General features: G+C 38.5%; 14 protein-coding genes. 6 read left to right on the top strand and 8 right to left on the bottom strand.

Annotated elements, in window-relative coordinates; all coding sequences use genetic code 11:
* Positions 1-85 precede the first annotated feature (85 nt).
* Entirely contained in the window at positions 86-1045 is a 960-nt protein-coding gene (locus BMX11_RS18645) for a 2-hydroxyacid dehydrogenase (RefSeq protein ID WP_090887134.1), read from the top strand.
* 580 nt (positions 1046-1625) lie between these two features.
* Here the strand turns inward: BMX11_RS18645 and BMX11_RS18650 are convergent.
* Together BMX11_RS18650 and BMX11_RS18655 are read right to left on the bottom strand one after the other, a co-directional pair.
* Positions 1626-4352, bottom strand: a complete 2727-nt coding sequence (locus tag BMX11_RS18650) for an alpha-2-macroglobulin family protein (RefSeq protein WP_245738712.1) — start codon at positions 4350-4352, stop codon at positions 1626-1628.
* 206 nt (positions 4353-4558) lie between these two features.
* Entirely contained in the window at positions 4559-5191 is a 633-nt protein-coding gene (locus tag BMX11_RS18655) for a nitroreductase family protein (RefSeq protein ID WP_090887137.1), read from the bottom strand.
* 527 nt (positions 5192-5718) lie between these two features.
* On the opposite strand from BMX11_RS18655, the gene BMX11_RS18660 reads away from it, so the two are divergent.
* Together BMX11_RS18660 and BMX11_RS24410 are read left to right on the top strand one after the other, a co-directional pair.
* Positions 5719-6240, top strand: a complete 522-nt coding sequence (locus BMX11_RS18660) for a hypothetical protein (protein WP_090887139.1) — start codon at positions 5719-5721, stop codon at positions 6238-6240.
* A 133-nt stretch (positions 6241-6373) separates the two neighbouring features.
* Positions 6374-6547 carry a hypothetical protein gene (locus BMX11_RS24410; protein WP_175474614.1) on the top strand — a complete coding sequence of 58 codons (174 nt, stop codon included), beginning with the start codon at positions 6374-6376 and terminating at the stop codon, positions 6545-6547.
* A 70-nt stretch (positions 6548-6617) separates the two neighbouring features.
* On the opposite strand, the gene BMX11_RS18665 is transcribed toward BMX11_RS24410, so the two are convergent.
* From BMX11_RS18665 to msrA, 6 genes are all read right to left on the bottom strand, one after another.
* A complete protein-coding gene (locus BMX11_RS18665; RefSeq protein WP_090887142.1) occupies positions 6618-7508 on the bottom strand; it encodes a glycerophosphodiester phosphodiesterase family protein in 891 nt (296 codons plus the stop codon).
* Between the two features lie 231 nt (positions 7509-7739).
* Positions 7740-8597 (bottom strand): nuclear transport factor 2 family protein, encoded by an 858-nt coding sequence (locus BMX11_RS18670; RefSeq protein WP_090887145.1) that lies wholly within the window; start codon positions 8595-8597, stop codon positions 7740-7742.
* A gap of 80 nt (positions 8598-8677) precedes the next feature.
* On the bottom strand, positions 8678-9658 hold the full coding sequence (locus tag BMX11_RS18675; protein WP_090887148.1) for a M28 family peptidase: 981 nt from the start codon (positions 9656-9658) through the stop codon (positions 8678-8680).
* A 199-nt stretch (positions 9659-9857) separates the two neighbouring features.
* Positions 9858-11318 carry a cysteine--tRNA ligase gene (cysS, locus tag BMX11_RS18680; RefSeq protein WP_090887151.1) on the bottom strand — a complete coding sequence of 487 codons (1461 nt, stop codon included), beginning with the start codon at positions 11316-11318 and terminating at the stop codon, positions 9858-9860.
* Positions 11319-11378: 60 nt separating this feature from the next.
* Positions 11379-11732 (bottom strand): VOC family protein, encoded by a 354-nt coding sequence (locus BMX11_RS18685; RefSeq protein ID WP_090887154.1) that lies wholly within the window; start codon positions 11730-11732, stop codon positions 11379-11381.
* A 24-nt stretch (positions 11733-11756) separates the two neighbouring features.
* Entirely contained in the window at positions 11757-12356 is a 600-nt protein-coding gene (gene msrA / locus BMX11_RS18690; RefSeq protein WP_090887157.1) for a peptide-methionine (S)-S-oxide reductase MsrA, read from the bottom strand.
* A 223-nt stretch (positions 12357-12579) separates the two neighbouring features.
* On the opposite strand from msrA, the gene BMX11_RS18695 reads away from it, so the two are divergent.
* The 3 genes from BMX11_RS18695 to BMX11_RS24545 form a co-directional block, all read left to right on the top strand.
* On the top strand, positions 12580-13542 hold the full coding sequence (locus BMX11_RS18695; protein WP_090887160.1) for an isopenicillin N synthase family dioxygenase: 963 nt from the start codon (positions 12580-12582) through the stop codon (positions 13540-13542).
* Between the two features lie 94 nt (positions 13543-13636).
* Complete coding sequence (locus tag BMX11_RS18700; protein WP_090887163.1) at positions 13637-14485, top strand: DUF6929 family protein; 849 nt, start codon at positions 13637-13639, stop codon at positions 14483-14485.
* A gap of 203 nt (positions 14486-14688) precedes the next feature.
* Positions 14689-14901, top strand: a 213-nt coding sequence (locus tag BMX11_RS24545; protein ID WP_217643873.1) for a hypothetical protein, incomplete at its 3' end; no start/stop codon positions are given.

Below are 14901 nucleotides of genomic sequence, written 5' to 3' on the forward strand. Positions count from 1 at the left end.
AAATTTAGTAAACACAGAGCAGGCTTGGCTGTTGATTAGTAGGAAGCTTTTAGCGTGGCTTCATATTTTATTTAATCAGAAATTAATGAAGGTATTTATAAGCGGAAATATAGCCGCAGAAGGAATTAACGAACTCAAAGCGAACGATATTGAGATTACGCAATGGACAGCCGATAAACCAATTACTGCAAAAGAATTAATTGATGCTTGCCAGCAACACGATGCATTAATTAGTGTTGGGCGGAATAAGATCAATGCAGAATTTCTTCAGGCCTGCAAACATTTAAAGGTTATTGCGCTGCATTCTGTAGGATATGATCAGGTTGATGTGGCTACGGCAAAGAAACTAAATATACCCATTGGTAATACTCCGGGGGTACTTAGTGCTGCTACAGCCGATACAGCCTTTCTTTTGATGCTTGCCGTAAGCCGGAAAGCCTTTTTCCTTCATAAGAAAATCATTGCTGGCGACTGGAAAGCCTATCAACCAACAGTAGAGCTTGGAATAGAACTTAAAGGCAAAACCCTTGGCGTTTTAGGATTGGGAAACATTGGAATTGAAATGGCTAAGAAATGTATTGCTTTATATCAAATGCCTGTAGTTTATCACAACAGATCTCAGAACCCGGAGGCAGAAAGAGAAATAGGGGCAAAATATGTTTCTTTTGAAGAACTTTTAGCCCAAAGTGATGTATTAACCGTTCACACCGCGTTGACACCCGAAACACAGGGTTTATTTACCCTGGATGTTTTTAAACAAATGAAATCCAATGCTATTTTCATCAATACTGCGCGCGGTGGCATTCATAATGAAACTGACCTGATTGAAGCCCTGCAACAAAAACTAATCTGGGGTGCAGGATTAGATGTAACCAATCCTGAGCCTATGGATAAGGATAATCCGCTATTGCAGATGGAGAATGTTGCGGTGCTACCACATATTGGCTCTGCTACAGAAGAAACCCGGACAGCAATGGCTAAAATAATTGCACAGAATATTTTAGCCGGATTAAAAGGCGAGCCTTTACCTTATCCGGTAGATTGATTAGGGATTAGGTTGACCCTCATTCAAAAATCGTCTTGCTGAATTTATTTCAGCATCTTTTAGTAAGGGGGGTGTATGATTATAAGATCAATTGTCAACCCTGAGCTTCCCGAGGTGAAATCGGGACAAGTTGCAGAAGGATTTGATTAAGTGTTATTAGGGCGTTTCGACAAGCTCAACGTGACAGACTTGAATAGAAATTTAATTTTATGATAAGGCACTTCTCTCTGGTTGTAGCATTTCCAATGCTATTAACTTAAGCTAAATGCTATCAGTCTGAACTTTCCGATGTGAAATCGGGACAAGTAGTCGAAGATCTTCTTAATAAGTCGAAAACTAAAATGGATTACCCTTCGACAGGCTCAGGATGACAATCCATTTTAGTTTTCTCCTTAAGTTAACAGCATTGGTAGCGCCTCGCTACGACCTATTACTGATTGAATGAGCTTGTGAGACACTAGCCTATAGCTAAGTTTTTAGGTTACTTAAAACTTATAACCTAAAACTTACAACTTTTCTCGCTATTACTGAAAGTTTTTTTAGGTCACTTAAAACTTATAACCTAAAACTTACAACTTCTTTATTTAACACCATATCTAAATACCGATCGGCCAATATTTCCATTGGCATCTATTCCTTCCACAGTAACCTTATATTGTCCTCTGCCATCGGCATTGTAAAACTCGAAAGAAGCATTTCCTGTAGCATCAGTGATGACCTTAGGGTTCCAATAAATCGTGGTACGTAAATCGTTTCGGTTCATGCTCGCTGCAACCTCATACTTAGGCGAGTAAAATTGCTTTTCTTTATTATAACCACCTGGAGAGAAAGTGAGTTCGTAGTATTTAGGCAGCATATCCAGCAATTGTGCTTTAGATATTTTAGTTCCTTTAGGCGCTTTCTTCTGGTTAAATACGATTACCCCATTCACATTGTTGGCGCGGTTTACCAGGCCCAGTTCATCTCTTAAAAAGATCTCGATAGACTCAATTTGATTGGCATCTAAAGTATTAATCTGATTTACATCTACATTCATCCCGTTGATAAAGATTCCCATTGGAACTCTTTTCCCTGCATTATAATCACGGGTAACATAGAAATTATTATCGACAAAAGTTACACCAGCCAACATGCCCTGTAAGCAGTTAATGAGCAGTCCGCAACCTTGTAACCTATCGCCGGTTACTTCATGGTCAGCCATCTGACTAAGGCCGCTTAATGCGGGATAATCTTTATGGCTTACCTTCGGAATTGCAGCAGCCTTGATATTTACATCTTTCAAAACATGCAGGTAAGCATATTGCTTTTTGCTATTATCCAGATAAGTATTTAAGGCACTGTCGATATTTAAAACCTCATCAGCGGCGCTAAAGTTTCTGCTTAGTGTTGGAGAAGGAGAACCGTTAATGCTTAAGGTCATGTTTTTGTAGTTCACATTGTATTTGGCAGTAATGGTTACTTTAGAAGAATCATTGAAAACCAAATTCTGGAATTTGAAATTCCCTACAGGATCGGTAGTGCCCTCCAGGTTAAAGCGCTTATCAGGAATACTCAATAGGAGCGAACCCTTTCTTACCGGAATACCGTTCCCCATGCGAAGAATTCCTGATATTTCTATTCCCTGTTCTGGCAGTAAGCTGATTTTAGGCATTTTACCTGCAATCACATCCGTATAGCTAAACGTTCTGTAGCCTTGGGTAAGCAATAAAACATCTAAATCGGCAGCCTTTTTAGCATCTGTCGCATTAAAATAATAGTTAGGCTTTTCAATATAACCTTTCAAGTCGCTGCTTAACAATAAACCCGTTAATATGGTAGTAGCTGCATCTTCAGCCGATGGTACTTTACTTTCATCTACAACCGATACAGAAAAATTACCTTCTACAGGTGCACCATCTTTCTTGGCGGCCAAATTGATCTTTACTTTTTTCTTCACACCATAACTTGGGAGCGAAGAAGTTACCGCCAATGCCATGGTGTTTTTGTGTTGCACGAAAACCAGTCGCTCGCTTAAAGGCTTGCCATTTTCTGCAAATAGGGTAAATTGGGCAATTCCGTTAGGGAATTTAGATTTTTGAATGGTTGTACTATAGGTTTTATTAGATAAAGCAGTTTGTGCACCATAACAAATCACCCCTTTACTTTGTGCAATGAGATAAAACTTTTTCCCCTGATTTTGTTCAAAGAAGCTATCGTTGGCATTAATTTTAACGGCAATGTTCTCCGCATCGCTATTATCAATATTTATCCCTATAGCAGATGCACTAACTGCAGGGAGATTATAGCTTTGTGTGCTGCCATCAGCATAAGTCACATTTGCTTTATAGCTTTTGCTAGCTTCAACAGGTAAGCTAAAGGTACCCATGCCCAGGTGTTGAGCGGTAAAGGTAGCCACCTGTTTTCCCTCACTGTCTGTAATGGTGCCTTTGGCATTTATGCCCAGTCCATCACTTTTAATCGCTTTGAAAGCTACTTTGTTGGTTAAGCCGGCAATCAGGCTTCCCCCTTCAGGAAACAGCTGGAAATCTTTGTTAATAATGGCATTTTGAAGTTGAAAGGTACTACTGGCTACATCTTTTTCATTGGTGTTGATGCTGGTAATCAGTTCTCCTTTTTGAAGTTGGTATTCTGCCTTTTGGTTGGCTGTCATAGAAATGGTTAAAAAACCATTGGCATCAGTAGTGCCCCGCCCTTTGGCGATTTCAGTATAACTGGTTACAACTTTCCAGCTTACATTTTTGTTGGCGTAAGGTTTATTATTCGCATCCTTAAACTGTACTCGCGCATCTATTTTTTCCTGCTTATCTGTAGAAAGATTTTTATAGGTAATATGCGTTTTAACTTCTTTATCTATCGCCTCACCTACAAAAAATGTTTTGTTAAAATAAGCCGGACTATCAAAGTTCAACATCCACATGGTGTACGCCCTGATATGATAATTGCCCTGTTTATAGTTGGTTTGGTCTAATGGAAAACTTCCATTGGCAAAGCCACCTGTAATGGGAAGTTTGAGGGTTTCGATTAGGGAATCTCTCTGATTGATCACATCAACATAGATAATCTTACTCACTCCCGAGAGGAAATTTTGATTTTCAGTTACATAGGCTTTAAACCAAACGGTATCAGCCACCGCATAATAAGGCTTATCGAAATGGATATATATTTTTTCCTGGGGATAATCGTTTAAGACCTTGTTGGTTTTGCTGATGATGGTATTGATTCCCACGGTATCGGTTTGAGCCGAGGCATTGAAAGCAAGGAAACTTAGAAAACAAAGTATAGTAAAGGAGATGTTAGAAATCTTCATGAATTGGAAATTTATTACTCAGGTTGTAAATATATCCAATTATAAATATAGCACCCAACTTGTTCGCTGGTTTAACATTTTTTTACATAAAAATTCTAAACGATTGATGGGGTAGAGATAAAAAAAAGATGTCTGCTGCAATTTATACAACAGACATCTTTTACTTTTTAGAATTTCAAACAGATTGCAACCTTTTGGTTACCTACTTAGTTATATTCGATAACAAACTCTTCTAAAGGTTTACGAACTTTTTTCAAGTTTACTAACCAGTCTCCGGCTTCATCTCTGTAACCTAACGGAAGGATAGTTACACTTTTTAAACCTTGTTTATCTAAACCTAAAAGTTTATCCAGTTCAGCACCAATGAAACCTTCCATAGGGGTAGCATCTACTTTTTGAAGTGCTGCCTCAGCAATAGCTAAACCAAAACCAATATAAGCCTGACGAGCAGCATGGTTAAAGTTTTCTTCAGCCGATCTGTTTAATAACATGCCTTTAAGCTGGTTTTTATAAGCATCGGTAGTATTTTCAGGTAAGCCACGCTCAGCATTCATTCTGTTGAAAACAGCATCAATACCTTCGTCAGTATAGTTCTCATCAGCAGCGAAAACCAATACGTGAGAAGCAGCCTCAATTTGAGGTTTGTTGAAGGCAATAGGAGTAATTTGTTTTTTTAATTCCTCGTTGGTTACTACAATCACTTTAAAAGGTTGTAAACCAGATGAAGTAGGAGCCAGGTGAGCTGCGGCAATAATTTTATCAACTTTTTCTTGCTCAACAGGTTGGCCATTCATTTTCTTAACGGCATAACGCCAGTTTAGGGCTTCAATTAAACTCATATCAATAGTATTTTATTTCAAATTTTATCAAGCAAATATCTATAATAACCAATAAACCTCTGTTGATGTATGGTAAGAAAGTAAAGTTGTAGGTATTAAGTTTTAAGTCTCCCTGGTTCGTGGCGCACGTACCAGTTCCGCAATCCATTGTGAAATAGATCCTGAGCATAACTGAGGTGCCTAAGGTGGTAAAATAGGTAAGATGGTTTGATGGAAGATGGACTCTTTTTCTCTGTGAAAAACTTGGCGTTTTTTGTGGTAAATTTCAACCCTATCCCAAAAATAAATTTGTAATTCACTGAAATTAAATATCTTTGCATCAAATTTTAATCACCATGCTAAAACTAAAACATATTCAACAACCGAACTTTAGCTCCTCTTGTGGCCTAAAGGGTTTGGATATTCACTTTAGTTACCTGCCAAACCACTAGTTTTTTTATCCTGAACAGATAACAAAAACAATTTTATTTTATTAATCCATCTGCAGGCTGGCAACCCCGCCACTAACAGATTTTACAATATCCACTATGGACATATACACCACTGTAGAAGAAAAATATCTACAAGCTGTTGAAGAGCTGGATCTTGGAGAATTACCCAAAGCACTTCAATATTTCAATGCCATTATTGCTTTCGATGCCGAATATGCAAGAGCCTATTTTCAGGTCGGAAAAATATATCATTATCATTTAAAAGATTACAGGGCTGCCGGTTATTACTACAAAAGAAGTATAGAGTTAGATGCTGCATTTCCTGATGCTTACGAGCCCTACCTCGAATTGATCGTTACCTTAAGAATGAACAATCTGGTAAAGCCATTGTCCGAAAAGGCACTGCAAGTACCGGGCGTAAACTGCGCTTTAATTTATAAACAACTGGGCTTGTATGCCGAGCAACAACAGCAATTTGCTGATGCGTATAATTACTTTCGACAGGCAGAATTATTTAATTCGATACAGGAAGAACAAACTATGCTTCAAGAGCACTTAAAACGCATTAAAACCAAAATTAATAGCCAAAAAACAATGGTTTACGATTTACAGGGATAAGGGCTTTGCCTTTATCCCCTTTTATCTTATAGGTGGCAACAATAAATCACATGTTTAAAGCTTTAGTTTTTTAAAATTGTTATTATCTTTATCGCCTGTTAAGCTTAATTATTAAATTCAAAAATATATAGATATGTCAGGTCACGATACACACGCGCCGGTTCAGGAAACAAAAGGAATTTGGGCATTGCCATTAGCGGCATGGTTATTCGTTATTGTTTTAGTTTTTGTATTCACCATTGATTGTTCAAAAGATGCAGGTGAAAAACATGGTGAAGAGCACCACAAAACTGAAGCTCACCATTAATCTATAAATCCAAAAGATAAAAAAAGCGCTGAAGTTAATTTCAGCGCTTTTTTGTTTTTTAATCCATCAACTATTTATCTTTTATCTGCCCCATCAGGTTTGGATAATCAGTAATAATACCATCTACCCCCAGGCTAATAAAGTAGTTTACTTCTTTCAGGGAGTTTACTGTCCAGGGAATAATTTTTATCCCCATGGCGTGGCAACGGTCTACCAGGCCCTTTCCTACCAAAACTGAGTAAGGACTGTAAATAGTGGGCTTAAAACCTAATTTCTCTATGTAATCCTCAAAGGGTTCTTTTTCATCAATCAGTAATGAGGTTTGTATTTTAGGATATTTTTCGTGTAAATACTGTAACGTACGCATATCAAAAGACTCTATAATCACGCGTTTAGCGATTTTCTTCTGATTAACCACTTCCATAATCAATTCTACAAATTCTGCCGGCTCCGGATGAAACTCATTATCGCCTTTTTTAATGGTTTTCGTTTCTATGTTGTAAACCGGCTTAGGCGTTTTATGCGTTTTAACATAGTCCTCAACCGCGTCTATCGTTTCGGAAAGTAGGGGCTTGTAAGCCTTAAACTTCATCTGACCGGGAAAACGTGCATGAACTTTGCTTCCAACATCAAATTTCTTTACCTCCTCGTAATCCATTTTATAGATATTGAAATTCTTTTGGTCTTTCAGTGATATTGGCTTTCCGTTGGGTTGCAAAGAAATTTCATTGTTAAAGTAGGGTTCCTGCGACAATACCACTTGTTTATCTTTGGAGATTACCGCATCCATTTCCAGTGTCGTAACGCCTAAATCAAGGGCTTTCAGCATCCCTTCGATGGTATTTTCTGGCATAATGCCGCGTGCTCCTGCCTTGCCCTGCACATCAAATTTCTTCTTTTGTGCAAAAACAGTAAAAAAGGTTAAAACAAATAAAGAGAGTATGAGTAGTTTTTTCTGCATGGAATTTAAACGTAAAATATGGATTTAACTTATCGGAGGAAGATCTTTTGTAGCGGAAAATGCATTGCCATTCACAACTTTTGTTCCCGCTCCGCTAAATCTCTGCGCTGCGCTTCGAGGATATCGCTTCAATCGGGGCTAAGTGGAAAACAGCTACAAGCAAAACTGCAAAGTTGTCAAACAAAAAAGGGCTTTCGAAAAGAAAAGCCCTTTTTTATTCACATTAATCATCTATCTGTCAGCAGGTACGAATGCTTGGACGATTAAGTTCCAGCTTGCATCAGCAGCTTTTTCGTATACAAAAACGTAGTTAAAGCTCTCTCTCAGGTCTGCTTTATAGTCGATGGTAGCTATTCCATAGGTATAAGCTAAATCGCTACCAATAGCCTTGTCTACGCCAGTTGTTTTTAAATTCACTTTGCTTACCATTCCGTTAAAGAAAGATAAGATCTTTCCTTTACCATCTATAGCCTCGTTACCTGGAAAAAGTAATCTGGCATCGTTAGTTAAGAAACCACCAAAAGCGGCAATACCATGTGTTTTAAGCATTGTATTTAAGGTTTTCTCTGTGGTTAAGATAATGTCTCTACCGGCTTTAATTTCTTTCTCATTTAAGAACTTCGGCGCAACATGATCTTTTGGTTCTACAAACTTAGCAGCCGTTTTAGCCAAAGGTTTGTTACTGGTTGTTCCTAAATCTATAGCCAGTTTCCATTTGCCATTTTCACTTTTCCAGATGGAAAGATATTGTCCGTATTTTTTTTCAGATCCACCAATTTCATATGGTCCTGTAGTAAAGCCTAAGTCGCCACTGCGGGAAACTTTAGCTAAATTAGGCTCCCAGGTTAATTCAGTTTCACCTTTGCTTTGGCTGGCATAAAAAGTTTTAGCATTAACCGGGTTTGGTCTAAAGACCAACGTATTGGCAGATGAATATTCGATATATGACTCCTTCTCGCCATTTTTAGCGATTGATTTTGCAAATTCTTTCTCTGCATTAATCAACGATTTAGTGGTTCCATCACTTTTTTGTGCAAATGCACCCAATGTGATCAATAAAGCTACAGCAGTAGAGGATAGTTGTTTCATTATATGTTTAAGATATAGTTTTGGCGAATATAAAATTTTCTTTGTTGTGCACTTTCAAAAGTAATCAACAATTGCACATTTTATTGTTCTCTGTAAATGGTTTCTAGTACGGTTTGGCCTGTGGCCTTCAAAGTATTTTTATCGATGTTGGCCAGGTTATCCAGCTGTGTATGCCAGTTGATGTAAAAACCGCTATTGTCATTGTAATGGATAATATCAATAGAGGGAACACCAGCTTTGTTCATCCAGAAGTGGTCGTCTACCAATCGTCCGCTTGGAATACCAACAAAATAAGAGGCATAGCCAATTTGGTTGCCAATTTCCCAAACTTTGTTTACTACCTCCGGTGCCGACTGGCGCGAAATCTCATCTTGTGTAAATTGCGCATTTCCGCCACCCACCATATCCAGGTTGATACCATATCTGGCTTTATAACCTGTGGCTACAGCATTTTTAGCCCAATATTGAGAACCCAAACACCAGGTGGTTTCATCGGGTGTTTCATCGTTGGCTTTGCCGTAATCTTCTAAATCCCAAAGCACGAAATCTATACCTACAGCTGGTTGCTTCTGTTGAATTTGACGCGCCATCTCCAAAATCACTGCCACTCCACTGGCTCCGTCATTGGCCGCATCAAAAGCTTTTGAATGATTAGCGGGATCAGCATCCTGATCTGAAAAAGGACGGGCATCCCAATGTGCAGTAATCAATACGCGATCCTTTTTATCTGGACTAAAAGATGCCAGGATATTTTTCAGCTGAAAACTTTTTCCATCATAAGTAGTGGTTTTAGCGCCCTGTATTTTTACTTCTGCGCCAAAAGATTTCAGTTTGGCCACCAGATAATCGGCACATTTCTGGTGTGCGGTAGTACCCGGAATGCGTGGTCCGAAATCTACCTGTGCTTTGGTGTAAGCGTAAGCACTATCGGCATTAAATGCTGGAGAAAGTAATTTTACTTCTTCGGCAGTGCTGCCTTCTTCAGTTGTTTTGTTATCGTTTTTACATGCCTGGAAACCGATTAAAGCGATCAAAGGCAGAATTAAAAGTTTTTTATTCATCTATTCTTATTCTAGTTCCCTTTGGGAGGGGGATGAGTAATTTTTTCATTCAAATCTGTCAGGTTTAGCCCCAACGATGTAAAATCGGGACAAATTGTCGAAACGCCCTAATAATGCTTAAGGAGGTCCTTCGACAAGCTCAGGATGACAATCGATTTTCAGGATACAGAAAGCTGTAATGCCTTGGCCATGAAAATGATTAAGCCTTGCTCCAGGTGGTTCCTTCTTTGCTATCTTTCAATTGAATGCCCAGTTCTTGCAGACCGATACGGATTTTATCAGAAGTAGCATAATCTTTATTGGCTTTGGCTTCGCTGCGCAGATTAATAACCATATCCAACACACCGTTTAAATCAGTATTACTGCTTTCCTCATCTTTTAATCCGAGTATATCGAATACGAAATCGCTCATCAATTGCTTTAATTGCGTTAAAGCTTCTGAAGAAATTTTCGCCTTTCCATCGTAAACAGTATTAATAATCCTAACCGCTTCAAAAAGTTCGGCAATGAGCACCGGACTATTAAAGTCATCGCCCATGGCTGCCACACATTTATCCTTTAGCGCAGCAATATCAAAATCGTTTTCTGCAGACGGAGTTAACTTTTCGAGTAATCCTACAGCCGACATCAACCTTCTGAATCCTTTTTCCGAAGCATCTAAAGCATCATTAGAAAAATCTAGTGTACTTCTGTAATGGGCCTGCAACATAAAGAACTTCACGGTCATTGGGCTATAACCTTTTTTCAGCAAAGGGTGATCGCCAGAAAAAAGTTCCAGCGGAAGGAAACCGTTACCTGCCGATTTGGACATCCGTGTACCATTTACCGTTAACATATTGGTATGCATCCAGTATCTGGCAGGCTGGTGATGGCTGCAAGCCTCACTCTGTGCAATTTCATTGGTATGGTGCGTAGCGGCCAGATCCATTCCGCCGCCATGAATATCAAACTCTGCCCCTAAATATTTTGCACTCATGGCCGAGCATTCGATATGCCAGCCAGGAAATCCCATGCCCCATGGCGATTGCCATTGCATTAGTGTTTCTGGTTTGGCTTTGATCCAAAGCGCAAAATCCAATCTACCCCGCTTTTCATCCTGCCCACCCAATTCACGGGTATTGTTCAGCATATCTTCCAGATTCCGATTGGTGAGTATCGTATAGTTATATTCTTTGCTGTATTTTTCTACGTCGAAATAAACATTACCACCTATTTCATAACCATAACCATTTTCAATGATTACTTTAATCATTTCGATTTGCTCGATGATGTGCCCTGTAGCCGTTGGCTCAATGCTTGGCGGTAAGGTATTAAACATGCGCAAAACATCATGGAAACCTAATGTATACTTTTGTACAATCTCCATGGGTTCGAGCTGTTCTAACTTGGCTCTTTTTGCAAATTTATCATCTCCCTCATCCCGATCACCTTCTAAGTGACCAGCATCGGTAATATTACGTACGTAACGTACCTTATATCCCAAATACTTGAGATAACGAAAAATGAGATCGAAAGAAATAAAGGTGCGACAATTGCCTAAGTGCACATCGCTATATACGGTAGGACCACAAACATACATCCCAACATTGGGTGCATTAAGGGGTTGAAAAAGTTCTTTTTTACGTGAAAGCGTATTATAAAGCTGTAAGCCAGTATTCATACTGCAAATGTAAGATTAAGTTAGAAAGTTGGAACGATTTAATGTCTAACTTCCGTAAATCTAATTTACGGTGTGAGATAAAATATTAATCAGCTTACCAAAGGGATCGCGGACATAAAAACGCCGTACTCCCCAAGGCTCGTTCGTGGGCCCATATTCGACAGGTAAATTGGATATTCTGCACTTATCCAACACTTCTTCCAGATTATCTACTTCTATAGATAAATCCGGAACCAAAGTCCCGGATCCACCTTGCGTGGCAAAACTTAACTGAACATCCATTGGCTGGTTTGTACCATAGGTGGTAAACCAACCATGATCCATTAAAATATCCAATCCGAGGATATCTGCATAGAAAGTTTTGGCTTTCTGAATATCTGAAGTGGCAATATTGGCTACAATTCGCTTTACCATATTTATAAATGCGCAGTAAAAGGATTAGTTTTTGAGTTTAGCTTTGAAAACCTTTTCCAGCTTTTGGATTTTGGGAAGAATAACTAATCTGCAATAAGGTTCGTTACCATTTTTAAGGTAATAATCCTGATGGTAGTTCTCTGCCACATAAAAAGGTTTTGCAGGATCTATTGCGGTAACTACCTTCTTGCCAAATGCATTGGTTTTATTAAGTTCTGCTTTATACTTTTCGGCTAAGGCTTTTTGTTCTGAATTGTGGTAAAAAATAACCGAACGATATTGTGTTCCGCTATCTGCGCCCTGGCGGTTTAAAGTTGTTGGATCGTGGCTTTTCCAAAAAACCTCTAATAAATCGGAATAACTGATTACTGCTGGATTATAGTTAATTTCCAAAACCTCTGCATGCCCAGTTGCCCCGGTGCACACTTCTTCATAAGTAGGATTGGTTAATGTCCCACCTTCATATCCAGATCTAACTGAAGTTACTCCCTTTAATTTTTGAAAAATGGCCTCCGTACACCAGAAACAGCCCATCCCGAATGTAGCCTTCTCGGTTTTCTTGCCTTGTGCATTAGCCTGATTAAAGGCCAGTACAGTTAATATGATTAAAACTATCTTTTTCATTGTGTGTTGTATTTTGTTAGCTAATATTACGAAATAAAATGGCTTTTAGTTTCCGTTTTAACAATGATGGATTTGCGATGACAAAGCTAAAATATTGGATTTTAAGTAAATTGTTAATAACTTAAAGCATTCATAACGAAACAACTAAAGCGTCAAAAAAGTTATCAACAAGCCTTATTAACAATTCTTTTTTAAATTCGTTTAACTCATAAAAAATAAAGATATGTCAACACCGTATATTCCATGTTTGGATTTAGGCTCGTACGTTAACGGTACTGAAGCTGAACGCAAAAAATTTTCTGATGAACTGGGAAAGGCTTTCAATGATTCTGGATTCGTAACGATAACCAACCACGGTTTAAGTCAGGAATTGATCGACAAACTTTACGAAAACATTAAAGCGGCCTTTTCATTGCCTGTAGAAACTAAAAGGAAATACGAAAAACCAGAATTGGCAGGTCAGCGTGGCTACACCAGCGCAGGAAAAGAGACTGCAAAAGGCGCAAAAACGCCAGATTTGAAAGAGTTCTGGCAAATCGGACAGGAGGTTACCGATGGCGATCCGGTAAAAAATGAATATCCTGACAATGAAGTTTTAGAAGAATTACCTGAATTCAATGCCGTTACAGGAGAAATTTATCGCAAACTTGAGGATAATGGAAAACAATTGCTTCGTGCCATTGCCACCTATTTAGAATTGCCTATCGATTATTTTGACAAGCATGTACATAATGGAAATTCAATTTTAAGGGGTATACACTACTTTCCGATCGAAAATCCGGAAAGCATTCCAGATGATGCAGTTCGTGCAGGTGCACATGAAGATATCAACCTGATTACCTTGTTAATTGGTGCCAGTGCAGATGGTTTAGAGGTTTTAACCCGCAGCAATGAATGGTTGCCAATTAAAGCGCATCATACTGATATTGTGGTGAATGTAGGCGATATGTTGCAACGTTTAACCAACAACAAGTTAAAATCAACCACACACCGCGTAGTTAACCCTCCGCGCGAATTAATGAAAACCTCCCGTTTCTCGGTGCCATTCTTCTTACATCCGCGCAGCGATATGGATTTAACCAGCTTAGATTCTACCATTGATGCAGCGCATCCGAAAGTATACAGCGATATGACTGCTGGTGAATATTTAGACGAGCGATTGAGAGAGATAGGGTTGAAGAAGTAGACTTTAGTCTGGAGTCTACAGTCCTAAGTCTGGAGTCCACATAAAACATGAAAAGCATCGGGGATATCTCGGTGCTTTTTCGTTATTTTAAAATATGTATGCTACTCATTTAGAAGTTTTCGCAGAGATTGAAGGGATTGGTGCAGCCTCAGGCTTGTTCTTAGCAGCTGATTTGCTTTATATTATTGGTGATAATAGTGGTTATTTGAATGAATATCATACCCAAACTAAAGGGCTAAACAAAATCCCCATTTTAGCAGGAAGTCACCTGACGGTTCTTGAAAACATACCTAAACCTGAAAAACCCGACTTTGAAATCCTTTGCCCATTCGGCGATGAACTTTATGCCTTAGGATCGGGATCTACCCCGAAAAGAAACCTGGGGATTATATATCACCTGAAAAGTAAAAAAATTACCCCGGTCAATTTAAGTTTACTTTACAATAAGTTTAAATCTGTTGCTCAAATAACCGACGAGAATTTTAATCTTGAAGGGGCAGCTTTTACAGGTAGCAATTGGTTGTTTTTTAACAGAGGAAATGGATCTGATGCTAAAAACGGTATATTCCTCATGAAGGGTAAGGATTTAACTGTGCCCGGAGACATTCAGTTTACCCCGATTAAACTGCCTAATATTAATCATGTTGAATCGTCTTTTACAGATGTAGCCATTATTAACGAACAGATATTTTTTATCGCTACAGCGGAAGACACGAACTCGACCTATCACGATGGTGAAATTTTAGCCAGCTTTATTGGCAACATTAACCTGGAAACCTTAAACCTAAACTTTAGCACTAAAATTCCAGGCAGGCATAAGTTTGAAGGAATTACATTATTCAGCCAAACTGCTGAAAAAATAGAATTTCTGCTTTGCGAAGATCGAGACAACGAAGAGCTGAAGACAACAATATATAGACTTAGTTTAGTGCAAAAAATATAAAGGCTGAGATTTTACCAATAAAAATTGTAACCTATTTTTATGATACATAAAAAAATGTTACAGTAAAATATGTTAAAAGGTGAAACAAATTATCTTAAAATATGGTCGGTGCAGACACCATAAGTGTTCGGAAGAATTTTATTTCTCCCCATAAGTTGATAATTTTCATTTAGGACAAGGATGATTAGTGCCTATTTTTCTTTATGGAAATCAGTCAACTACTTTCATTATTGCCAGAAGAGAGGTTAACCGAACTTGCCTTATCTACAAATGTGAATAGGTATTCCAAGAAACTTCAGGGTGAGCTTGTTTTCAAACTATTGCTCCATTGCATTCTCTGTTTTAAGGACAATAGTTTAAGGACGATGGAATCTGCCTATGAATCCATTGCATTCAAATTATTGAACGCCGATAGG

The organism is Pedobacter rhizosphaerae, assembly GCF_900111155.1.
GTDB classification, from domain to species: Bacteria; Bacteroidota; Bacteroidia; order Sphingobacteriales; family Sphingobacteriaceae; genus Pedobacter; species Pedobacter rhizosphaerae.

What these genes read in the sequence shown, in the direction of transcription:
- BMX11_RS18645 (WP_090887134.1), top strand. Translation starts at nt 86, where the DNA reads ATGAAGGTATTTATAAGCGGAAATATAGCCGCAGAAGGAATTAACGAA.
- BMX11_RS18650 (WP_245738712.1), bottom strand. Translation starts at nt 4,352, where the DNA reads ATGAAGATTTCTAACATCTCCTTTACTATACTTTGTTTTCTAAGTTTC.
- BMX11_RS18655 (WP_090887137.1), bottom strand. Translation starts at nt 5,191, where the DNA reads ATGAGTTTAATTGAAGCCCTAAACTGGCGTTATGCCGTTAAGAAAATG.
- BMX11_RS18660 (WP_090887139.1), top strand. Translation starts at nt 5,719, where the DNA reads ATGGACATATACACCACTGTAGAAGAAAAATATCTACAAGCTGTTGAA.
- BMX11_RS24410 (WP_175474614.1), top strand. Translation starts at nt 6,374, where the DNA reads ATGTCAGGTCACGATACACACGCGCCGGTTCAGGAAACAAAAGGAATT.
- BMX11_RS18665 (WP_090887142.1), bottom strand. Translation starts at nt 7,508, where the DNA reads ATGCAGAAAAAACTACTCATACTCTCTTTATTTGTTTTAACCTTTTTT.
- BMX11_RS18670 (WP_090887145.1), bottom strand. Translation starts at nt 8,597, where the DNA reads ATGAAACAACTATCCTCTACTGCTGTAGCTTTATTGATCACATTGGGT.
- BMX11_RS18675 (WP_090887148.1), bottom strand. Translation starts at nt 9,658, where the DNA reads ATGAATAAAAAACTTTTAATTCTGCCTTTGATCGCTTTAATCGGTTTC.
- cysS (WP_090887151.1), bottom strand. Translation starts at nt 11,318, where the DNA reads ATGAATACTGGCTTACAGCTTTATAATACGCTTTCACGTAAAAAAGAA.
- BMX11_RS18685 (WP_090887154.1), bottom strand. Translation starts at nt 11,732, where the DNA reads ATGGTAAAGCGAATTGTAGCCAATATTGCCACTTCAGATATTCAGAAA.
- msrA (WP_090887157.1), bottom strand. Translation starts at nt 12,356, where the DNA reads ATGAAAAAGATAGTTTTAATCATATTAACTGTACTGGCCTTTAATCAG.
- BMX11_RS18695 (WP_090887160.1), top strand. Translation starts at nt 12,580, where the DNA reads ATGTCAACACCGTATATTCCATGTTTGGATTTAGGCTCGTACGTTAAC.
- BMX11_RS18700 (WP_090887163.1), top strand. Translation starts at nt 13,637, where the DNA reads ATGTATGCTACTCATTTAGAAGTTTTCGCAGAGATTGAAGGGATTGGT.